Below are 21587 nucleotides of genomic sequence, written 5' to 3'. Positions count from 1 at the left end.
CTCCGTTGTTACTGTTCTATTTAGCTGACGCTAGGTCTAGTGAATTGATGACTTCGACTAAAGATTGGTCTTTGAGATTTTGTTGACCGCGGATCACAATTTGCTCGCCAGGTTCGATTCCAGCGACGACTTCTACAGTGTCTGCTTCTCGGTAACCGAGTGATACAGCACGGCGAGCGGCGTTGTCACCATCAATAACATAGAGCGCAAATTCATTGTCTTGGTTAATGACTGCGTTATAGGGAACGGTGATCACGTTGTTATGAGTGTCGTATTTAAGCTCGACGCGGGTAAACATGCCTGCTTTAAGAGCCGCATTTTGATTTGGTACCGAAAGCGTGACCTTAAAGGTGCCGCTTTGTGCATCGACGATTGGACTAATGCGCAGAACCGTCGCGTGAGTCGTTTCCTGAGTGTGCTTATTGGCAAAAATTTGCGCATCTTGACCTAAGCGCAAGTGCTGCAGTTGCTGCTCTGGTAGGTGGACGATGCCGTAGAGTTCATCCTGATTGACCACATAAAATAGTTCATCGAACTCTTTCGCCATGTTGCCGGACTTTACAAAGCGTGTTGCTACAACACCCTCGATAGGTGAGCGGATCATGCTTTCTTGGACATAAAGGGCGGCTAAGTCTCGCTTAGCTATGGCGGCCTGTAGATTGTATTCGAGCTTCGCCATAGAATCGGCACTGAAAAACTCTTTATTATTTATCTTTTTAAGACGATTTAATTCTTGTTCAATGATTTCTACTTCGGCTTGAGAGCGGTCTAAATCAAACTTTTGTCTTTTAGAGTCAATAACCGCTAGTAGCTGACCTTTTGTGACTCTGTCACCTTCTTCAACTTTGATTGATTGTATGAGACCTGCGACGCGCGTGACGACTTTTGCCTCTTGGGGGGCTTCTAATGTGGCTGTTGTACTATAGAAAGAAGAAACATCGCCTTGGATCACTGTGGCTGTTTCAACAGGAACGGCATACTTCTCCTCTTCTTTAGCTTGTTCTTGTTCGCCACAGGCAGTTAATAGTGTTGCGAGTAGTAGAGGGAGAATGATTATTTTCTTGTTTAACGCTTCCATGTAAGCCGACCTTTATTCGATTTTCCGATAGGTCTGATAAAGCATTATGCGTGCCAATAATTTAAGTCTTTAAATTCAGCGGCTTACTTGTGAGCATGACTAAGGGATAGTATTTCTTACGAATAATGTAGCGAAAAGTTACATATGTTAGTTTTTTTAACAAAGTGGTTGGGTTCGCCACTATATGTCTAATTTAGTGAATTTCATGATGAATTTTATTCGCGTTATAATGGACATTAACAATATAGACATAAAAAAAGCACTCGATTGAGTGCTTTTTATCAATTAATGCTAACTCAGACCTAAGTGACGAGTTCAGGTTTAGTCGCGTTTTAGCTGCTTAGTTAATCGCGCTTATCTTTATCGATAAAGTCACGTTTAGGATCACCCGTATAAAGCTGACGAGGACGGCTAATTTTGTGACCTGGCTGATCTAGCATCTCTTTCCAGTGTGCAATCCAACCGACAGTACGCGCTAATGCGAACAATACAGTGAACATGCTTGTTGGAATACCAATCGCCTTCATGATAATCCCTGAATAGAAATCAACATTCGGGTAAAGTTTCTTAGAGACAAAATATTCATCTTCTAGCGCGATGCGCTCAAGCTCCATCGCCACATCGAGTAGCGGATCGTTCACCTTAAGCTCTGCAAGAACTTCATGACAAGTTTCACGCATTACCTTAGCGCGAGGGTCGAAGTTCTTGTAAACGCGATGACCGAAGCCCATTAGACGGAAAGGATCTTCTTTGTCTTTAGCGCGCGCAATGAACTCTGGAATACGATCAACGGAGCCAATTTCTTCGAGCATATTTAAGCATGCTTCGTTAGCGCCGCCGTGAGCGGGGCCCCACAGTGATGCGATACCCGCTGCAATACATGCAAATGGGTTAGCACCAGAAGAACCAGCTAAACGTACGGTAGAAGTCGAGGCATTTTGCTCGTGGTCAGCGTGAAGGATGAAGATACGATCCATCGCGCGTTCTACGATTGGGTTAACCTTGTATTCTTCGCATGGTACGCCAAACATCATGCTTAGGAAGTTACCTGCATAGCTTAGCTCGTTGCGTGGGTAGACAAATGGTTGACCGATTGAATACTTGTAGCACATAGCTGCGATTGTTGGCATCTTTGACACCAAACGGTATGCGGCAATTTCACGGTGACGTTCGTCATTTACATCCAAAGAGTCTTGGTAGAATGCAGATAGGGCACCAGTTACACCACATAACATCGCCATTGGGTGAGCATCACGTCTGAAGCCTCTAAAGAAGCTTGCAAGTTGCTCGTTTACCATAGTGTGAGTCTTAACTGTATATACGAAATTTTCGTATTCCGCTTTATTTGGTAGCTCACCATATAGTAGCAAGTAGCATAGATCCAAATAATCAGATTCTACTGCCAGCTGATCGATTGGGTAACCGCGGTGTAGCAGTACTCCTTGTTCTCCGTCGATATAGGTAATCGCAGATTCACAAGATCCGGTCGCAAGAAACCCTGGATCGAAAGTAAAGTAACCTTTGCTACCTAGCTTGCTGATGTCGATTACATCAAATCCTGCCGTACCTTCTTTAATAGGCAGCTCGATTGAATCATTCCCTGGTAGTTCTAATGTGGCTATATTATCAGCCATACCCCATTCTCCTTACTTCATTCTTATTGAGTGCGGCTTATCAAACTTGATCACTTTACAGTGAATGTAGATCACATTTCAATTTAAATAAGCGTTTAAATTTGTTAGACCATGGTCTTAAATAGCCTTAATCCCTTGTGGTTATAGATGCTTGGCAGATTTTTTTACCAAAAAAACTAAATTTGCATAATGTGATGTTTGTATTTGACATTTCACCCACGTATACTTGCCGCAGCTCAAAAGAGCGGCATACATTATCAAATGGTTATCACTTTTTTGCATGCTTAATTAGTGGTTGCTTAATTGTTGGATGTTTGTTTCAAGTTTTCTTTTGTTAAAGCTTTAATCTGTGATCTGGATCACCGATTGGAGTTTAAATAAAAGCGGTTCATATAACAAAAATTAGCTCAATTGAGCAGAGTGAGCAGAACGTGAAAAAGCAAAGACCTGTCCATTTAAATTTGCAAACCATACGCTTCCCTGCAACAGCGATCGCGTCCATTCTTCATCGTGTATCGGGTGTCATCATGCTGTTTGCCGTTGGCATTCTTATCTGGTTGCTTAATGAATCATTAGCATCAGCTGAGAGTTTTGCTGGCGTCCAATCTCTCTTTGATAACTTTATCGTTAAGTTCATCGTCTGGGGAATTCTTACCGCACTGGGTTATCACTTGATAGTGGGTCTTCGCCACTTAGTGATGGACGCGGGTTACTGGGAAGAACTTTCTTCAGGGTTAACTTCGGCTAAAGTCGCTATTGGATTGTCAGTAGTGTTTTCAATCATTGCGGGGATTTGGGTATGGTAACTAACGCAGCAACTCTTGGTCGCAGCGGCGTCCATGACTTTATTCTTATACGTGCAAGTGCGGTAGTCCTAGCTTTTTACACCATTTTTTTGGTTGGATTTATCGCATGTAGCTCTCCAGTAACTTATGACGTATGGCATGGCTTATTTAGCACATTGTCGATGAAAGTTTTCACAGTACTCGCGCTGATAGCGGTTTTAGTTCACGCCTGGATTGGAATTTGGCAGGTGCTAACCGATTACGTTAAGTGTATTTCTCTACGTGGTGTACTTCAGTTTGTTTTTGTCATTGCAGCCTTCTGTTATTTGGTCGCTGGCATTTTGATTGTGTGGGGTGTTTAAGTGAGTATTCCTGTTCGCGAATTTGACGCGGTTGTAATCGGTGCTGGTGGCGCTGGTATGCGTGCCGCTCTACAGATCTCTAAAGAAGGTAAGAGCTGTGCGCTGTTATCTAAAGTATTCCCAACCCGTTCTCATACCGTATCTGCCCAGGGGGGTATTACTGTAGCCCTTGGTAATGCCCACGAAGATCATTGGGAACAGCATATGTACGACACCGTGAAAGGCTCCGATTTTATCGGTGACCAAGAAGCGATTGAGTTTATGTGTAAGACGGGCCCCGAGGCGGTGATTGAACTTGAGCATATGGGATTACCCTTCTCTCGTTTTGAAAACGGTACTATTTATCAGCGCCCATTTGGTGGCCAATCTAGAAATTTTGGTGGCGAGCAGGCTGCTCGTACTGCAGCAGCGGCTGACCGTACCGGTCACGCACTGCTTCACTGCCTGTACCAGCAAAACGTTAAGCATAAAACGGAAGTCTTTTCTGAGTGGTATGCACTCGATTTAGTTAAAAATGAAGACGGCGTGATTGTGGGTTGTACCGCTATCGAAATTGAAACCGGCGAAATTGTCTATTTCAAAGCCAAAGCAACGATTTTAGCGACCGGTGGAGCAGGGCGTATTTACGCATCAACCACTAACGCTCATATCAACACTGGTGACGGTGTCGGCATGGCGATGCGCGCTGGCGTTCAGATGCAAGACATGGAAATGTGGCAGTTCCACCCAACGGGTATTGCTGGCGCAGGTGTTTTGGTGACTGAAGGTTGTCGTGGTGAAGGTGGATATCTGCTAAACAAAGACGGCGAGCGCTTTATGGAGCGTTATGCGCCAAACGCGAAAGATTTGGCATCACGAGACGTGGTAGCACGCTCTATGATGACTGAAATTCGCGAAGGTCGAGGTCTCGATGGCCCATTAGGCCCGCATTGCTTACTTAAGCTTGATCACTTAGGTAAAGAAACCCTTGAAGCTCGTCTTCCTGGTGTTTGTGAACTGTCTCGCACCTTCGCACATATCGATCCAGCCGATGGCCCAATCCCCGTTTTGCCGACTTGCCACTATATGATGGGTGGTCTACCTGCTAAAGTCAGTGGCCAGGTCGTACGCCAAAATTCAGATGGCAGTGAAGAAGAAGTAACCGGTCTATTTGCGGTTGGCGAAATTGCGTGCGTATCGGTACACGGAGCGAACAGATTGGGTGGTAACTCATTGTTAGATCTTGTAGTATTTGGTCGAGCAGCGGGTCAACATTTAGGTAAAGCGCTGGACGAAACTCCAATTGCTAAAGATGCAACTGAGGCCGATATTGATGCTTCTCTAGCACGCTTGAACCGCTGGGAAAGCAACAAGAATGGCGAAGATCCTGCGGTGATCCGTAAAGACCTACAGCTTTGTATGCAACTTAACTTCTCGGTATTTAGAAGTGGTGATGCGATGGCTGAAGGCCTTAAAGAGCTTAAGGCGATTAGAGAGCGTTTGGCGAATGCCAAGCTTTCTGATAACTCAACAGAATTTAATACTCAGCGTATCGAATGCTTAGAATTAGATAACTTGATGGCAACGGCAATTGCTACGGCGACAGCGGCGAACTTCCGTACTGAAAGTCGTGGTGCTCACTCTCGTGAAGACTATCTGGACCGAGATGATGAAAACTGGCTATGTCACAGTATTTATGACCCAGTCACCGAGCTTATGACTAAGCGCGATGTGAACATGCAGCCAAAGCTTCGTGATGCATTCCCGCCAATCAAGCGTACTTACTAAGGAGAAGTCGAGATGAAATTGGAATTTGCAGTTTATCGCTACAATCCTGATGTAGATACTAAGCCGTATATGAAGGATTACAGCTTAGAAGTGGAAGAAGGTACTGACATGATGGTACTGGATGCGCTTTTAAAGCTTAAAGAGTTAGACCCAACACTGGCGTTTAGACGCTCATGCCGTGAAGGTGTGTGTGGCAGTGATGGTATCAACATGAATGGTAAAAACGGTCTCGCATGTATCACGCCTGTTTCGACCTTCAAAGGTAACAAGATTGAAATCCGCCCACTACCAGGCATGCCTGTAGTACGTGATTTGATTGTGGACCTGACTCAGTTCTATACCCAGTACGAAAAGATTAAGCCTTTCTTGATTAACGATGAGAAAACACCTGCGCGTGAACATCTGCAATCACCTGAAGAGCGTGAGCATTTAGATGGACTCTACGAGTGTATCATGTGTGCATGTTGTTCTACGGCTTGTCCTTCATTCTGGTGGAATCCAGATAAGTTCATCGGACCGAGCGGTTTACTCCACGCTTATCGCTTCTTGATCGATAGCCGTGATACGGCGACAGAAGAGCGTTTATCTGGGCTTGATGACGCATACAGCGTGTTCCGCTGTCATGGCATCATGAACTGTATTGACGTTTGTCCTAAAGGGCTCAACCCGACAAAAGCAATTGGACACATTAAGTCAATGCTTCTGCAGAGAGCCGTTTAGATGCAGTACCAAGAGCCGATATTGATATAGCTCTATACGAGTCACTTTTCCTGTGGAAAGTGGCTCTTTTTTGTGTCATGGAAGACAAATATAACGATAATCTGGAACTCTAGGGGCTACAGAGATTACAAATCCTTTGAATATGTAAGGATCTGTATTTATGACTTTGGCTAAGCACGTGTATACAGTTTGAAAGGAATAGAAATGCACCAAGGCATCATGAAAGCCTGGCTCGAATCGTCTCACCTTAATGGCGCGAATTCGACCTATGTAGAAGAGATGTATGAAGCCTATCAAGTCGATCCACAGTCTGTTACTGAAGACTGGCGTGTCGTGTTTGATAACCTCCCTCTAGTGAATGGCACATCGGCTGATGTACCAGAAGCTGCCCACTCTAAAGTACGCGACTATTTTCGTAGTCTTGCATTAGATGGACGTCAAAAAGGTTCACCTAAGGTGACCGATCCTGAAGTCGATGCAAAACAAGTTAAAGTCCTACAGTTAATTAACGCTCACCGTTTCCGTGGTCATCAGAATGCCAACTTAGATCCGCTCGATATTTGGAAGCGCGACAAGGTATCTGAGTTAGACCCAGCATTTCATGGCTTAGACAGCGATGATATGCAGCGTCAATTTAACACGGGTTCATTTGCTCATGGTGGCGAAACCATGAAGCTGGTGGACTTAGTAAAAGCATTGAAAGCAACCTATTGTGGTTCTATCGGTGCCGAGTATATGCACATTACCGATACCGATGAGAAGCGTTGGATCCAGCAACGCCTCGAACCCTCTCTCGGTGCTGCAAATTACTCAAAAGAAGATAAGACTCGCATTCTTGAAGGGCTTAACGCCGCCGAAGGTATGGAAAAATACCTAGGGGCTAAGTTCCCTGGTGCTAAGCGCTTCTCACTCGAAGGCGGTGATGCACTCGTTCCTATGATGCGTGAAATCATCTATCGCGCTGGCGATGCGGGCACCAAAGAAGTTGTTATTGGTATGGCGCACCGTGGCCGTTTGAACGTACTGGTGAATATTCTTGGTAAGAAGCCATCGGAACTGTTTGATGAGTTCGCTGGTAAACATAGCGATGCGCTTAATGGTTCTGGTGACGTTAAGTATCACCAAGGTTTCTCGTCGGATTTTGAAACCCCGGGAGGCAATGTTCACTTAGCACTGGCCTTTAATCCATCTCACCTTGAGATCGTCAATCCAGTCGTTATCGGCTCTGTGCGTGCGCGCTTAGACCGTCGTGGTTGTGACAGTGGCCGTCAAGTGATGCCAATTACCATTCACGGTGACTCGGCAATTACTGGGCAAGGTATTGTGCAAGAGACATTTAACATGTCTCAAACCCGCGCGTTTAAAGTGGGCGGCAGCATTCGCATAGTCGTGAACAACCAAGTTGGTTTCACCACTAACTTAACCGAGGACGTGCGTTCTACCGAGTACTGTACAGACATCGCTAAGATGGTACAGGCGCCGATTTTCCACGTGAACGCAGACGACCCTGAAGCGGTGGCGTTTGTTTCACAATTGGCAGTCGATTATCGCAATGAGTTTAAACGTGACGTAGTGATCGATCTGGTTTGTTATCGCCGCCATGGTCATAACGAAGCCGATGAGCCGAGTGCCACTCAGCCACTGATGTATGCCAAGATCAAGAAACATCCAACACCAAGAAAAATCTACGCTGATAGATTGATTGCTGAAAATACACTTGGTAGCGACGATGTAACCTCTATGGTCAACGCTTATCGTGATGCACTCGATGATGGTGATTGTGTCGTTAAAGAATGGCGTCCAATGACCTTACATTCTGTTGACTGGAGCCCATATATCGGCGCTGAGTGGAATGATGCATACGATGCTCAAATGTCTATAGAGCGCATCAAAAATCTAGCGGATAAAATTAGCTATGTGCCCGAAAGCCATAAGCTTCAATCACGTGTTGCCAAGATCTACAAAGACCGTCTTGCAATGGCATCTGGCGAGAAGCTACTGGACTGGGGCTTTGCAGAGACATTGGCTTATGCATCGATTCTGGAAGATAAGAAGCGTATTCGCATAACGGGTCAAGACTCTGCACGCGGTACTTTCTTCCATCGCCACGCCGTTTTGCATAACCAAAACGATGCTACGGCTTATATGCCACTGCGTAATATTGCAGACGAGCAGGGCCCAATCGATATTACTGACTCTGTCTTATCAGAGGCATCTGTTTTAGCGTTTGAGTATGGTTATGCGACTGCAGAGCCTGGTGGCTTAACCCTGTGGGAAGCGCAGTTTGGTGACTTCGCTAACTGTGCCCAAGTGGTTATTGACCAATTCTTGTCATCGGGTGAGCAGAAGTGGGGCCGTTTATGTGGTCTAACTATGCTATTGCCACATGGGTATGAAGGACAAGGTCCTGAGCACTCAAGCGCTCGTCTAGAACGTTTCCTACAGCTTTGTGCTAACCACAATATGCAAGTGTGTGTGCCTTCGACTCCTGCTCAGGTTTATCACATGTTGCGTCGTCAGGTGGTACGCCCTATGCGTCGTCCGCTTGTGGTTATGTCACCTAAGTCATTGCTACGTCATCCACTTGCTGTTTCAAGTATGGAGGAGCTCGCTGAAGGCTCGTTCCAAAATGTTATCGGCGAAATCGATGAATTAAATGCAAGTCATGTCGATAGAGTCGTGTTTTGTAGTGGTAAGGTTTACTTTGAGCTCTTGGAGCGTCGTCGTAAAGAAGGCTTAAAGAATGTTGCGCTAATTCGTGTTGAACAGTTGTACCCGTTCCCACATGAAGAAGCGGCAGTAGCTCTTGCCGATTATGCCCATGTTAAAGATTTCGTTTGGTGCCAAGAAGAGCCGCAAAACCAAGGTGCTTGGTATTGTAGTCAGCACCATTTCTGGAGCGTCATTCCGTCAGGAGCTCAGTTGAGTTATGCCGGTCGTGAAGCGTCAGCTGCACCAGCATGTGGTTACCCTGCATTGCATGCTCAGCAACAAGAATCATTAATCAACAGTGCGTTAAAGCTGTAGTAATAGACATTATATAAAAAGGATCGTAATCCATGAGTATCGAAATTAAGGTACCCGTACTGCCAGAATCAGTTGCAGATGCAACCATTGCTACATGGCATGTTCAAGCTGGCGAGCAAGTTTCTCGTGATCAAATCCTTGTTGATATTGAAACTGATAAAGTCGTACTTGAAGTTGTTGCACCAGAAGATGGACAAATTGCTGAGTTTTTGGCTCAGGAAGGTGACACTGTACTTGGTGAGGCAGTGATTGCTAGCTTCGTAGCTGGCGCTGTTGCAGGTCAAGAAGTGACCAAAGCTCAAGCAGAAGCCGCTGCGCCAACAAGCGAAGCATCTGATGAGTCAAACGATGCGCTAAGCCCATCTGTTCGTCGTCTTATCGCAGAGCATAATGTTGAAGCAAGTGCTGTTAAAGGTACTGGCGTTGGTGGACGCATCACTAAAGATGACGTTGAAGCTTTCGTTAAAAATAAACCCGCTGCAGCGCCTGCGAGCACATCAGCCCCAGCTGTTGTTGCTCCTTTAGCCGAGCGTAGCGAGAAGCGTGTTCCGATGACTCGCCTTCGTAAGACGATTGCTAACCGTCTACTAGAAGCTAAAAACTCTACTGCCATGCTAACGACGTTTAACGAAGTTAACATGAAGCCAATCATGGATATTCGTAAGCAGTATCAAGAGATTTTCGAAAAACGTCATGGTATTCGTCTAGGTTTCATGTCCTTCTATGTTAAGGCTGTGACAGAAGCACTTAAGCGCTTCCCTGAAGTAAACGCATCAATCGATGGTAACGATATTGTTTATCACAACTACTTTGATATCAGTATTGCAGTGTCGACTCCTCGTGGTCTTGTGACACCTGTACTACGTGACACTGACAAGATGAGTCTTGCCGATATCGAACGTAACGTTCGTGAACTCGCGATTAAAGGTCGCGACGGCAAGTTAACGGTTGATGATATGACTGGCGGTAACTTCACCGTGACTAACGGTGGGGTATTTGGCTCATTGATGTCAACGCCAATCTTGAATTTGCCACAAAGTGCGATCTTAGGCATGCATGCCATTAAAGATCGCCCTATGGCAGTAAATGGTCAGGTTGAAATCCTGCCTATGATGTACCTCGCACTTTCTTACGATCACCGTATTGTAGATGGACGTGAATCAGTTGGTTACTTGGTTGCGATTAAAGACTTCCTTGAAGATCCAACTCGTCTGCTTCTTGACCTATAAGTCAAGACAGACAATACCCTAGCTGCAGGCCCGTTTGGGCCTGCTGAAATACATAAGAAGTAGAATGGATAGATCATCATGAATTTGCACGAATATCAGGCAAAAGCGTTATTTGCCGAATATGGCTTGCCAGTGTCAGAAGGTTTTGCATGCGATACGGCTCAAGAAGCTGTAGAAGCTGCTGGTCATATTGGCGGAGATATGTGGGTTGTTAAGTGTCAAGTACACGCAGGTGGCCGTGGTAAAGCGGGCGGCGTTAAAGTCACTGGCGATAAAGAAGAGATCCGAGCCTTCGCTGAACACTGGTTAGGTAAGAACTTAGTGACTTATCAGACTGATGAGAAAGGCCAGCCAGTTGCTAAAATCTTAGTTGAAAGCTGTACTGACATCGCAAACGAGCTTTATTTAGGTGCGGTTGTTGACCGTGCAACTCGTCGCGTTGTATTTATGGCATCGACTGAAGGCGGTGTTGAGATTGAAACTGTGGCTGAAGAAACGCCAGAGTTGATCCACAAGGCTATCATCGATCCACTTACAGGCCCTCAGCCATATCAAGCACGCGATCTTGGCTTCAAGCTAGGTCTAAATCCAACTCAGATGAAACAGTTCACTAAAGTCTTTATGGGCTTAGCGAAAATGTTTGAAGACCATGATTTCGCACTGCTTGAAATCAACCCACTTGTTATCACAGACGAAGGCAACATTCACTGTCTCGATGGCAAGATTGGTATCGACGGCAACGCACTGTTCCGTCAGCCTAAAATTCGTGACATGCACGATCCATCACAAGATGATGCTCGTGAAGCACACGCGGCTAAGTTCGAGCTTAACTATGTTGCACTCGACGGAAACGTGGGTTGCATGGTTAATGGCGCGGGCCTAGCAATGGGTACCATGGATATTGTAAATCTACACGGGGGCAAGCCTGCTAACTTCCTTGACGTTGGTGGTGGCGCAACTAAAGAGCGTGTAGCTGAAGCATTTAAGATCATCTTGTCTGATTCCAATGTTAAGGCGGTTCTTGTTAACATCTTTGGTGGTATCGTTCGTTGTGACATGATTGCTGAAGGCATCATTGGCGCAGTTAAAGAGGTCGGTGTTGAAGTACCTGTTGTTGTTCGTCTTGAAGGTACTAACGCTAATCTAGGTCGCGATGTATTGGCAAGCTCAGGCCTTGACATTATTGCTGCTGAATCACTAACAGATGCTGCTGTTAAAGTTGTTGCTGCTGCGGAGGGCAAATAATGTCTGTATTAATTAACAAAGATACCAAGGTTATCTGTCAGGGTTTCACTGGCGGTCAAGGCACATTCCACTCTGAGCAAGCTATCGCTTATGGTACTCAGATGGTGGGTGGTGTTTCTCCAGGCAAAGGCGGTCAAACTCACCTAGGTTTACCAGTATTCAATACGGTTAAAGATGCGGTAGAAGTGACTGGTGCAACGGCTTCAGTTATCTATGTACCAGCGCCTTTCTGTAAAGATGCAATCCTAGAAGCAATCGACGGTGGCATCGAGCTAATCGTTTGTATTACTGAAGGGATCCCAACGCTAGATATGCTTCAAGTTAAAGTTAAGCTTGAAGAAACGGGCGTTCGCATGATCGGTCCAAACTGCCCTGGTGTTATCACACCGGGTGAATGTAAAATCGGTATCATGCCTGGCCATATCCACAAGCCGGGTAAAGTAGGTATTGTTTCTCGCTCTGGTACGTTAACGTACGAAGCGGTTAAGCAAACAACTGATGAAGGTTTCGGCCAATCAACGTGTGTTGGTATCGGTGGTGATCCCATTCCTGGTACTAACTTTATCGACGTGTTGGAAATGTTCCAAAACGATCCACTAACAGAAGCTATCGTTATGATTGGCGAAATTGGTGGTACAGCTGAAGAAGAAGCCGCTGAATACATTAAGGCTAACGTGACTAAACCTGTTGTTTCATACATCGCCGGTGTAACTGCACCTGAAGGCAAGCGTATGGGTCATGCTGGCGCGATTATCGCTGGCGGTAAGGGTACGGCAGAAGATAAGTTTGCAGCACTAGAAGAGGCGGGCGTAACGACTGTACGTTCACTTGCTGACATTGGTAAGGCACTGCGCACTAAAACAGGTTGGTAATTGCTAATCTTGTTTAAAAAGGCGCTTTTAGCGCCTTTTTTGTATCTGATTTTCAAGTTTACAAAAAACTGAGTGTAATTTTTAAACTTTGTCAGTTTGTTTTTAGAGTTTAATTTTGCGCGCTACAGGATCTCTAGAACGATTGGCGATAAATACCGCTTATTTGGTCAAAAAAATGGCGGAGTTTTAACAATCTGTTATACCTAATTTATCTATAAAGAAATTGTAGGTAACTTTTATGTCTATGGTCAGTGCAAAAGAGTTTTCCGATTGGTTGAGATTGAGGTTTGGTGAACTCAATGAAGGCGTAGCATTGACACGCCAAGATATCAATCAGTTAACCGGTCGTCAGAATTTTTCCTCGGACTTTGTTAACGATATTCATTTCGAGTTAATGCGTCATGGATTAGCATTTGTGACTGATACCTCCAGAGAACACTTTTACTTAGTGCCAATTAATAAGCAGTCGTGGCGAGATCGCCTAGAGCAGCAGTTTGAGAGGGAAATTTTCTGTAATATTATTCCGCTCAATGTGTCTAGTAAGTAGTATGTCTTCGCTTAAAAATCAGAATAAATAGATTTAACCATATATCAGTTTTATCTAGACAACTTGATTTATGATTGATCTCTTGTTCTTGTAGTTAGCTGTAAACATTAGCTCACATCAACTTTGATCATGCGTTAGCTTGGCTTTCTAGGGCGCGAAAGTTCGGCTGGTGAAAGGATATAGAGATCTTCTGAATAGAAGTCCTCTGTCTGCGCCATTCGCCACCACTCATTCCATGGACCCGCAAGCGGCTTTTCGTTGAGCAAGTCATTAGTTTGAAGCGGTTCTATTAAGCTACCAACCGACATTAATAACCCATATGGGGTGCGTCTTTTGACCATATGTGGTTTTAACTTAGTGGGATTATCTAGTCCCATGCTGCCGACTAACTCAAAGAAGCTATTGAGCGTGTTTTTGTGATAGTTTTTTACTCGTTCACTCTTAGCGCTGACGTTTATTGCTTTGCTACGGGCAGGATCTTGTGTCGCAATGCCGGTGGGGCACATGTTGGTGTTGCAATGCCTTGATTGAATACAGCCTAGAGAGAGCATCATAGTACGAGCAGCATTAACGGTATCGGCTCCCATGGCTATTTTTGCTAGTAGATCAAAACTTGAGGCGGTTTTACCCGACGCAATGATTTTTATTTTATCTCTTAGCCCCGCGCCAGTTAAGGCGTTATGCACAAAATATACGGCCTCTAGGCACATCATACCTAGGCGGTTAGTAAACTCCACTGGCGCAGCTCCTGTGCCACCCTCTGCGCCGTCTACGGTAATAAAGTCAGGGGTGATCCCGGTTTCAATCATGGCCTTACATAAGCCTAGAAACTCAACTGGGTTACCTACACACAGTTTAAAGCCAACAGGCTTTCCTTCACTGAGTTCTCTTAATGTCTTGACAAAGTTCAGTAGCTCTTTTGGCGTAGTGCACTCAGGGTTTACAGCGGGAGAGACACAATCTCGACCTGTTGAAATATGGCGTATCGCTGCAATTTCATCGGTTATTTTGGCCGCTGGTAATACGCCGCCGTGAGCGGGCTTAGCACCTTGAGATAGTTTTATTTCTATCATCTTTATTTGAGACCGAGTTGCCATCGCTTTAAAGGTCTCCGGGTTAAAGCTTCCAGAGTTGTCACGACAACCAAACAAACCTGAGCCAATTTGCCAAACAATATCGCCACGATGTTTTAAATGGTAGGGGCTGACGCCACCTTCGCCAGTATTGTGGTAACAGCCGGCCTTGAGCGCACCGAGATTGAGCGACTCGATAGCATTGGCGCTAAGAGAACCGAAGCTCATGGCGGAGATATTGAAATAGGAAGCTTGATAAGGCTTTAAACAATCGGGTCCGCCAATCTGTACGCGCTTGGCCGTTTCGCTGACTTCCTTAGGGTGCAGTGACTGCCATAGGCTTAAGTAGTTATCTTCTAACAGATCTCTTTGAGTGCCAAAGGCGATTGTGTCGCGTACGTTTTTTGCTCGTTGATAAACTAAAGAGCGTTGCTCTCGATTAAAGGGCGTTTCTTCTGTGTCGTTAGCGATGAAATATTGTTGGATCTCTACTCGGTAAGACTCGAGAAAGTAACGCAGGTACGCAACAACGGGATAGAGGCGATTAAGTGTATGTGAGCTGTGGTAGAGATCAAAATAACCGACAGCGGTATAGAAAAGCGTCGCCATCACGACTAAGCTTGGAAGCAGTCCGGTGCTGTTGAGAAGGTAATTGATGGCAACTAGGTTACCTAAGGTTGCAATAATCCAATAAACTTTTTGCATTATAGTCATAAAGCATTCCTTTGTTACTGACTCTAATCTGATATTTTCTTATTGAACGCTATCGGTGTCCATTAAGCAAACATGTTTTAATACTTTCTAAACTAAACAAAATATGAGTATATTAGTAGGGGTTAGCAAGGGGACTAAAAGGAGTTAATCGTGATTATTACTGAGACTGACAGGCTTATTCTAAGGCATTTTGAGCCTAAAGATACTAAGGCTATTTTTTTATTGAATAGTCTTCCCGAAGTCCTAACTTATATTCCTGGCGAGCCCATGACATCAATGTCTCAGGCTCTACAGATTCTTGAAAGCGTTATTCTACCCAGCTATCAAGAGCGAGGATACGGCCGGTGGGCTGTGGAGCATAAAGCTGATGGTAAGGTTATTGGTTTTTGTGGCCCAACATTTATTACGGAATTTAATGAAGTGGAGCTGGGATACCGATATTTACCGCAATATTGGGGGCAAGGCATTGGCTTTGAGGCTGGAGCGGCGGCACTCGAACGATTTAAGGAATATGACATTCACGAAGCTATCGCACTAATTTTATTGGGTAACAAAGGTTCTGAAGGGGTGGCGCGCAAGCTTGGGATGAAGCAACGAAACCGTGATAAGTTTATGGGCCATAAAGTGAATGTCTTTCATAAAATATTGTAAATGATCAAGCAGACACAAAAAAACCAGCAAGAGCTGGTTTTTTAATGCTAAATAGCATTATGCGTCGCCGTGCTCACAGCCATCATTAGTGCAAACACCGTATAGATATAAACTGTGATTAGTCAGCTTGATATTATGCTTCATTGCAATTTCATCTTGGCGACGTTCAATCATCTCGTCCGAAAATTCGATAACTTTACCACATGATAGACATACTAGATGGTCATGGTGATGTTGAGATGCAAGTTCGAAAACAGCTTTGCCACTTTCAAAATGGTGACGAGTAACAATACCAGCATCATCAAATTGGTTGAGTACACGATAGACAGTTGCAAGACCAATTTCTTCACCAATATCGAGTAATTTCTTATAGAGATCCTCAGCACTGATGTGTTGATTATCTGGCGCTTGCATCAATTCTAGAATTTTGACTCGTGGTAAGGTCACTTTCAAACCCGCTTTTTTTAGCGCTTGATTTCCATCTGTCATTATTGATCTCTTGATTGCAGAACGATTAGCTATAAGTTAATCCGTTCATTTGTGGGGATTCGATCCATTATATGTGTACAAATTGAAAACTTAAACCTTTGATCTAGCAATAAAGCATCTTATGCAAATAAAAGCCATTAACTAGATATAAAACAAGCAATTTATACAGTCATTTTGTATTGTTTTTGCCCATTTATACTAACGCCTAATGTCATATACGCCTACAAATAGGCAAAATAGTAACAAAGACCGCAAAAAGGACTGTAGATGTACCAGCAGATTGTAATATTGACCGGGGCAGGGATCTCAGCAGAATCAGGGTTACGTACCTTTAGAGATCAAGATGGTTTATGGGAAGAACATAAAATAGAGGAGGTCGCAACTCCAGAGGGGTACGCCAGTAACCCCCTTTTAGTCGAGCGTTTCTATAATGATCGTTGGCAGCAATTCCATAATGGTTGTATCGAACCCAATGCTGGCCATACAGCCCTTGCTAAGTTAGAGCAACAATTTGAAGGCGAGCTGTTAGTCGTTACACAAAATATTGATGATCTACATGAGAGAGCGGGTTCGAAACGTCTTTTGCACATGCATGGTGAGCTATCCAAGGGGCGCTGCCCACGCTCACAGCAAACTTTTATATTAAGGGAACCCTTCGGGCCGAGGCATACTTGTACTTGCTGTATCCCTGCTCAGAGGTTGAGACCTCACGTTGTCTGGTTTGGCGAAATGCCATTTGGTTTAGACAGAATCCAGCATGCGCTTGATAGTTGTGATCTATTTATCGCTATAGGTACATCGGGCACGGTTTATCCAGCGGCAGGTTTTGTTGATACGGCAAACCATCATGGTGCGCAAACGGTTGAGGTCAATCTTGTTGCAGTAGATAGACATAGTCAGTTTCAATATCACCTAGAAGGTAAGGCGAGTGAGTTAGTACCAAAACTTGTCGATGATATTCTCAGTGGAAAAATAGTGAACAACGTACTTTAGCATATGTGCTTAAGCGTATTATTAAGGTTCTCGCGATAACGCGAGTAAAGGGTAATAGTTGATGAAACAGCAAAAAGATGTTGGTGGGATAGCGATCATTATGCGTGGGCTGCCAGGGAGTGGCAAAAGTTACTGGGTAGAGCAGTACGTTAAGGCACTACCAAAGTATGCTAACGAGAGCACAAGCGTAAAAGTCTGCTCTACGGATGAGTTCTTTTACTGTGATGGTCAGTACAACTTTGACCCTAAGCACTTATCTAAGTACCACCAACTTAATCTAACGCGATTTATCCATGCAATTGCCAATAAAGTGCCTGTGGTTATTTGTGATAATACCAATATGGCTCAGTGGGAATTTGAGGGATATTGCGTGGCTGCGAAAGCTGAAGGTTATCAAGTACAGATCCAGCAGATTGGTGAGCCAAAGGATAAAAATCATCAATTGCTGTGTGCTGACCGAAATAAACATCGGGTGCCGCTAAATAGCATTGTGCGAATGGCCAAAACGTTCGAGGCCTGTATATAACGGTGAGTCTGTGATTTGCAGGCAATAAAAAAGCCTATAGATAAAATCTATAGGCTTTTTATTAAAGTTTAAAACTCAAAAGAGTCATAACTAAACAGCTAGTTACTTCTTAGAAGCTTCTGCTGCTTTTCTCTCTTTAACTTGAGCGATAACTTTATCAGAAACGCTGTTAGGACATAGGCTGTAATGAGCAAATTCCATAGAGAATTGACCACGGCCTGAAGTCATAGTACGTAGAGAACCGATGTAACCGAACATTTCTGAAAGCGGTACGTCAGCCTTGATACGAACACCTGTTACACCAGCCATTTGGTCTTTGATCATGCCGCGACGACGGTTAAGGTCACCAATTACGTCACCAACGTTGTCATCTGGGCTGAATACGTCAACAGCCATGATAGGCTCAAGAAGCTTAGGATCAGCCTTTGGAATTGACTGACGGAAAGCGCCTTTAGCTGCGATTTCGAACGCGATAGCTGACGAGTCAACTGCGTGGAAAGCACCATCAAGAAGTTCAAACTCAACGTCAAGTACAGGGAAGCCAGCAAGTGTACCGGTATCCATCAAGCTCTTGAAACCTTTCTCAACAGCAGGCCAGAATTCCTTAGGAACGTTACCACCAACAACTTTAGACGTGAATACGAAACCAGTGTTAGCTTCACCAGGCTTGATCTTGTAGTCGATCTTACCGAACTGACCTGAACCACCTGATTGCTTCTTGTGCGTGTAGCTATCTTCAACTTCTTTAGTGATAGTTTCACGGTATGCAACTTGAGGCTCACCAACAATTAGGTCAACGCCGTAAGTACGCTTAAGGATATCAACCTTAATGTCTAGGTGAAGCTCACCCATACCTTTAAGGATGGTTTCGCCTGAGTCTTCGTCAGTTTCTACGCGGAAAGATGGATCTTCTGCAATCATTTTACCGATAGCGATACCCATTTTTTCAGAACCGCCTTTATCTTTTGGCGCTACTGCGATAGAGATAACTGGCTCTGGGAATACCATTGCTTCTAGAGTACAAGGATGCTTAACATCACACAAAGTGTGACCTGTTTGCACGTTCTTCATACCAACGATAGCGATGATGTCACCAGCTTGAGCGTAATCAAGTTCGTTACGTTCGTTAGCTTGCATCTCAACCATACGACCAACACGCTCAGTCTTACCAGTTGCACTGTTAAGAATGGTGTCGCCTTTACGTAGCTGACCTGAGTAGATACGTACGAACGTTAGTGCACCAAAACGGTCATCCATGATTTTGAATGCTAGTGCTTTTAGTGGCTCATCGATAGAAACTAAAGCGAACTCACCGTTTTCGTTACCTTCTTCGTCAGTAAGAGGCTGTGGATCAACTTCAACTGGATCTGGTAGGTAATCAACAACAGCGTCAAGAAGAAGCTGCATACCTTTGTTCTTGAAAGCAGAACCACAGTATGTTGGGAAGAAGTCCATAGTACGAGTACCCTTACGGATACAACGCTTGATGTCTTCAATAGATGGCTCTTCGCCTTCCATGTAGGCTTCTAATAGGTCATCGTCTTGCTCAAGAGCAGTTTCGATTAGCATTTCACGGTATTCTTCAACTAGGTCAACCATGTCAGCTGGAACATCTTCAACTGTGTAGTTTTCAGCTTCGCCAGTGTCATCCCATACGTATGCTTTACGAGAAAGTAGGTCAACAACACCGCTGAACTCATCTTCGATACCGATTGGAAGTACCATTACTAGTGGGTTAGCAGCTAGTACGTCTTTAGTTTGCTTAACAACACGTAAGAAGTCAGCACCCATACGGTCTAACTTGTTTACGAAGATGATACGAGCAACTTCTGATTCGTTAGCATAACGCCAGTTAGTTTCTGATTGTGGCTCAACACCACCAGAACCACAGAATACACCGATACCGCCATCAAGAACTTTAAGAGAACGGTAAACTTCTACTGTGAAGTCAACGTGGCCAGGGGTGTCGATAACGTTGAAACGGTGATCTTTCCAAAAACAACTTACAGCAGCAGACTGAATGGTAATACCACGCTCAGCTTCCTGTTCCATGAAGTCAGTTGTTGATTCGCCGTCATGCACTTCACCGATCTTATGGATCTGACCAGTAAGCTTTAGGATACGCTCAGTTGTAGTAGTCTTACCCGCGTCAACGTGAGCAAAGATACCAATGTTTCTGTACTTTGATAAATCAGTCATTTTTCTACTCTATTGGAGTTACGTTCTAAAATTCCGCGCAAGTATAGCAATACTTTTCGATTTATTTTATCGATTTTTATCATTCAGGGTCAAATTAAGCGAAATTTTATAAAAAAATACATTTTATCGTTAAATTTATGAGCTATTCGCAGCATCGAAACATGGGACAGGTTTTGGCTGGTTTATTTGAGAGCTAAAAACAGTTATAAGCGGGTCGTTAGCGACAGTACTTAGCCGGCGGTCACCGACTAAGTTTGAGTCGCGTTTAGCCGTGGCTGATAAAAGGACTCGCGTCGTTGGGGAGTGATACTTGCCTAGCGACCGTTTTCATTGCATGAGTCAATTTGCTTAGCTGACTAGGCGTAACACAATAGGGGGGCATGATATAAATAAGATTTGAAAAGGGTCTTATCCATACACCTAAGTCGACAAACTGCTGCTGTAACTCTGCAGTATTAAGTGTGGCACTCATTTCTAATACACCAACAGCTCCTAACACCCTTACATCTTTAACATTTGGGTAGTCTATCGCATCGGCTAATTCACGCTTTAACTGAGCTTCAATGCTACTAACCTGTTCTTGCCAGCGGTTCTCTCGAATAAGCTCAAGGCTTGCAATGGCAGCTGAACAGGCTAATGGGTTAGCCATAAAGGTCGGGCCATGCATAAACACGCCAGCAGGAGAATCACTAACACCTTGAGCAACCTCATCACTACACATAGTCGCAGCGAGGGAAATATAGCCGCCAGTTAATGCTTTGCCTAAACATAAAATATCGGCCTCAATATTACTGTGCTCGTAGGCAAATAGCTTACCCGTACGACCAAAGCCAGTGGCGATTTCATCAAGAATTAGCAGTACATCATATTTGTCGCACAGTTTTCTTAAGGCAGCTAAATACTCAGGGTGGTAAAAACGCATACCGCCTGCACCTTGCATAATGGGCTCGAGCAATAACGCTGCTATCTGTTGATGATTATCTTCAAATAGGGTGGCAATCTCGTTGAGCTCTTCTGGATTGAAGTTGTCATCGAAGCGAGACTGAGGAGCTGGGGCAAACAGTTGTTTGGTCACTAACTCACCAAACATGGTGTGCATGCCGCCTTCTGGATCGCACACACTCATAGCCGCAAAGGTATCGCCATGATAGCCATTTTTAACAGTCAATATTTTTTGTTTATTAGGTTTAGCCCTACCTTGCCAGTATTGCAGCGCCATTTTCATCGCCACTTCTACTGCGATAGAACCAGAGTCTGCTAAAAACACCTTGGTGAGTCTTGGGCTTGTCATCTCTATGAGCATCCGCGCCAATTCAACCGCTGGGCGGTGGGTGATCCCGCCGAACATAACATGGCTTAATTGTGCCGTTTGCTGCTGCATTGCCGCGACAATTTTTGGATGGCTATAACCATGGACACAAGCCCACCATGAACTGGTGCCGTCAATGAGTTTTGTGCCATTTTGCAATTCTAGTTCAACGCCATCGGCGGCAATGACCCCAAATGCGGGTAATGCATTGGCCATAGACGTATATGGATGCCACAAGTGCTCTTTATCAAATTGAAGATCGATACTGCTTGTAGTTGATAGAATGTCATTGCTCATAAATTAACCGTTAGTAAACCTTTTGATTAGTGTGACATTGACAGGTTACGACCTGTAGGTATCCTAAGCA

Annotated in this window: 18 protein-coding genes; 12 read left to right on the top strand and 6 right to left on the bottom strand. The window is 44.5% G+C overall.

Annotation, left to right across the window (positions count from 1 at the left end; genetic code table 11):
• Positions 1–16: 16 nt before the first annotated feature.
• Both SHAL_RS12980 and SHAL_RS12975 read right to left on the bottom strand, forming a co-directional pair.
• Complete coding sequence (locus tag SHAL_RS12980) at positions 17–1078, bottom strand: efflux RND transporter periplasmic adaptor subunit (protein ID WP_012277580.1); 1062 nt, start codon at positions 1076–1078, stop codon at positions 17–19.
• Between the two features lie 344 nt (positions 1079–1422).
• Positions 1423–2712 carry a citrate synthase gene (locus SHAL_RS12975; RefSeq protein WP_012277579.1) on the bottom strand — a complete coding sequence of 430 codons (1290 nt, stop codon included), beginning with the start codon at positions 2710–2712 and terminating at the stop codon, positions 1423–1425.
• A gap of 410 nt (positions 2713–3122) precedes the next feature.
• On the opposite strand from SHAL_RS12975, the gene sdhC reads away from it, so the two are divergent.
• From sdhC to SHAL_RS12930, 9 genes are all read left to right on the top strand, one after another.
• On the top strand, positions 3123–3518 hold the full coding sequence (gene sdhC, locus SHAL_RS12970) for a succinate dehydrogenase cytochrome b556 subunit (protein ID WP_086020037.1): 396 nt from the start codon (positions 3123–3125) through the stop codon (positions 3516–3518).
• Positions 3512–3859, top strand: a complete 348-nt coding sequence (sdhD, locus tag SHAL_RS12965; protein ID WP_012277577.1) for a succinate dehydrogenase, hydrophobic membrane anchor protein — start codon at positions 3512–3514, stop codon at positions 3857–3859. The genes sdhC and sdhD overlap by 7 nt, the downstream gene beginning before the upstream one ends.
• Positions 3860–5626 carry a succinate dehydrogenase flavoprotein subunit gene (gene sdhA / locus SHAL_RS12960; RefSeq protein WP_012277576.1) on the top strand — a complete coding sequence of 589 codons (1767 nt, stop codon included), beginning with the start codon at positions 3860–3862 and terminating at the stop codon, positions 5624–5626.
• Positions 5627–5638: 12 nt separating this feature from the next.
• Positions 5639–6346: a succinate dehydrogenase iron-sulfur subunit gene (locus tag SHAL_RS12955; protein ID WP_012277575.1), complete on the top strand. Its 708-nt coding sequence runs from the start codon at positions 5639–5641 to the stop codon at positions 6344–6346.
• Positions 6347–6550: 204 nt separating this feature from the next.
• Positions 6551–9373, top strand: coding sequence for a 2-oxoglutarate dehydrogenase E1 component (gene sucA, locus SHAL_RS12950; RefSeq protein ID WP_012277574.1), 2823 nt, complete (start codon positions 6551–6553; stop codon positions 9371–9373).
• 32 nt (positions 9374–9405) lie between these two features.
• Positions 9406–10602, top strand: coding sequence for a 2-oxoglutarate dehydrogenase complex dihydrolipoyllysine-residue succinyltransferase (gene odhB / locus SHAL_RS12945; RefSeq protein ID WP_012277573.1), 1197 nt, complete (start codon positions 9406–9408; stop codon positions 10600–10602).
• A gap of 78 nt (positions 10603–10680) precedes the next feature.
• Positions 10681–11847 carry an ADP-forming succinate--CoA ligase subunit beta gene (gene sucC, locus SHAL_RS12940; protein ID WP_012277572.1) on the top strand — a complete coding sequence of 389 codons (1167 nt, stop codon included), beginning with the start codon at positions 10681–10683 and terminating at the stop codon, positions 11845–11847.
• On the top strand, positions 11847–12719 hold the full coding sequence (sucD, locus tag SHAL_RS12935; RefSeq protein WP_012277571.1) for a succinate--CoA ligase subunit alpha: 873 nt from the start codon (positions 11847–11849) through the stop codon (positions 12717–12719). The genes sucC and sucD overlap by 1 nt, the downstream gene beginning before the upstream one ends.
• A gap of 238 nt (positions 12720–12957) precedes the next feature.
• Positions 12958–13266: a hypothetical protein gene (locus tag SHAL_RS12930; RefSeq protein WP_012277570.1), complete on the top strand. Its 309-nt coding sequence runs from the start codon at positions 12958–12960 to the stop codon at positions 13264–13266.
• Between the two features lie 134 nt (positions 13267–13400).
• On the opposite strand, the gene SHAL_RS12925 is transcribed toward SHAL_RS12930, so the two are convergent.
• On the bottom strand, positions 13401–15053 hold the full coding sequence (locus tag SHAL_RS12925; protein WP_012277569.1) for an FMN-binding glutamate synthase family protein: 1653 nt from the start codon (positions 15051–15053) through the stop codon (positions 13401–13403).
• A 150-nt stretch (positions 15054–15203) separates the two neighbouring features.
• On the opposite strand from SHAL_RS12925, the gene SHAL_RS12920 reads away from it, so the two are divergent.
• Complete coding sequence (locus SHAL_RS12920; RefSeq protein WP_012277568.1) at positions 15204–15704, top strand: GNAT family N-acetyltransferase; 501 nt, start codon at positions 15204–15206, stop codon at positions 15702–15704.
• A gap of 57 nt (positions 15705–15761) precedes the next feature.
• On the opposite strand, the gene fur is transcribed toward SHAL_RS12920, so the two are convergent.
• Positions 15762–16193 carry a ferric iron uptake transcriptional regulator gene (gene fur, locus SHAL_RS12915; RefSeq protein WP_012277567.1) on the bottom strand — a complete coding sequence of 144 codons (432 nt, stop codon included), beginning with the start codon at positions 16191–16193 and terminating at the stop codon, positions 15762–15764.
• A gap of 267 nt (positions 16194–16460) precedes the next feature.
• Here fur and cobB point away from each other — a divergent pair, with 267 nt between their 5' ends.
• A complete protein-coding gene (cobB, locus tag SHAL_RS12910; RefSeq protein ID WP_012277566.1) occupies positions 16461–17186 on the top strand; it encodes a Sir2 family NAD+-dependent deacetylase in 726 nt (241 codons plus the stop codon).
• Positions 17187–17247: 61 nt separating this feature from the next.
• Entirely contained in the window at positions 17248–17712 is a 465-nt protein-coding gene (locus tag SHAL_RS12905; RefSeq protein ID WP_012277565.1) for an AAA family ATPase, read from the top strand.
• Positions 17713–17814: 102 nt separating this feature from the next.
• Here the strand turns inward: SHAL_RS12905 and fusA are convergent, their stop codons facing one another.
• Both fusA and bioA read right to left on the bottom strand, forming a co-directional pair.
• Positions 17815–19911 (bottom strand): elongation factor G, encoded by a 2097-nt coding sequence (gene fusA, locus SHAL_RS12900; protein WP_012277564.1) that lies wholly within the window; start codon positions 19909–19911, stop codon positions 17815–17817.
• A gap of 265 nt (positions 19912–20176) precedes the next feature.
• Entirely contained in the window at positions 20177–21517 is a 1341-nt protein-coding gene (bioA, locus tag SHAL_RS12895) for an adenosylmethionine--8-amino-7-oxononanoate transaminase (RefSeq protein WP_012277563.1), read from the bottom strand.
• Positions 21518–21587: the final 70 nt, after the last annotated feature.

Source organism: Shewanella halifaxensis HAW-EB4 (assembly GCF_000019185.1).
GTDB lineage: Bacteria > Pseudomonadota > Gammaproteobacteria > Enterobacterales > Shewanellaceae > Shewanella > Shewanella halifaxensis.
The sequence above is the reverse complement of the archived record's forward strand: the minus strand, read 5'-3'. Positions and strand labels throughout refer to the sequence as shown.

What these genes read in the sequence shown, in the direction of transcription:
- sdhD (WP_012277577.1), top strand. Translation starts at nt 3,512, where the DNA reads ATGGTAACTAACGCAGCAACTCTTGGTCGCAGCGGCGTCCATGACTTT.
- sucD (WP_012277571.1), top strand. Translation starts at nt 11,847, where the DNA reads ATGTCTGTATTAATTAACAAAGATACCAAGGTTATCTGTCAGGGTTTC.
- SHAL_RS12980 (WP_012277580.1), bottom strand. Translation starts at nt 1,078, where the DNA reads ATGGAAGCGTTAAACAAGAAAATAATCATTCTCCCTCTACTACTCGCA.
- SHAL_RS12975 (WP_012277579.1), bottom strand. Translation starts at nt 2,712, where the DNA reads ATGGCTGATAATATAGCCACATTAGAACTACCAGGGAATGATTCAATC.
- bioA (WP_012277563.1), bottom strand. Translation starts at nt 21,517, where the DNA reads ATGAGCAATGACATTCTATCAACTACAAGCAGTATCGATCTTCAATTT.
- SHAL_RS12905 (WP_012277565.1), top strand. Translation starts at nt 17,248, where the DNA reads ATGAAACAGCAAAAAGATGTTGGTGGGATAGCGATCATTATGCGTGGG.
- sucC (WP_012277572.1), top strand. Translation starts at nt 10,681, where the DNA reads ATGAATTTGCACGAATATCAGGCAAAAGCGTTATTTGCCGAATATGGC.
- odhB (WP_012277573.1), top strand. Translation starts at nt 9,406, where the DNA reads ATGAGTATCGAAATTAAGGTACCCGTACTGCCAGAATCAGTTGCAGAT.
- fur (WP_012277567.1), bottom strand. Translation starts at nt 16,193, where the DNA reads ATGACAGATGGAAATCAAGCGCTAAAAAAAGCGGGTTTGAAAGTGACC.
- SHAL_RS12925 (WP_012277569.1), bottom strand. Translation starts at nt 15,053, where the DNA reads ATGACTATAATGCAAAAAGTTTATTGGATTATTGCAACCTTAGGTAAC.
- SHAL_RS12955 (WP_012277575.1), top strand. Translation starts at nt 5,639, where the DNA reads ATGAAATTGGAATTTGCAGTTTATCGCTACAATCCTGATGTAGATACT.
- SHAL_RS12930 (WP_012277570.1), top strand. Translation starts at nt 12,958, where the DNA reads ATGTCTATGGTCAGTGCAAAAGAGTTTTCCGATTGGTTGAGATTGAGG.
- fusA (WP_012277564.1), bottom strand. Translation starts at nt 19,911, where the DNA reads ATGACTGATTTATCAAAGTACAGAAACATTGGTATCTTTGCTCACGTT.
- sucA (WP_012277574.1), top strand. Translation starts at nt 6,551, where the DNA reads ATGCACCAAGGCATCATGAAAGCCTGGCTCGAATCGTCTCACCTTAAT.
- cobB (WP_012277566.1), top strand. Translation starts at nt 16,461, where the DNA reads ATGTACCAGCAGATTGTAATATTGACCGGGGCAGGGATCTCAGCAGAA.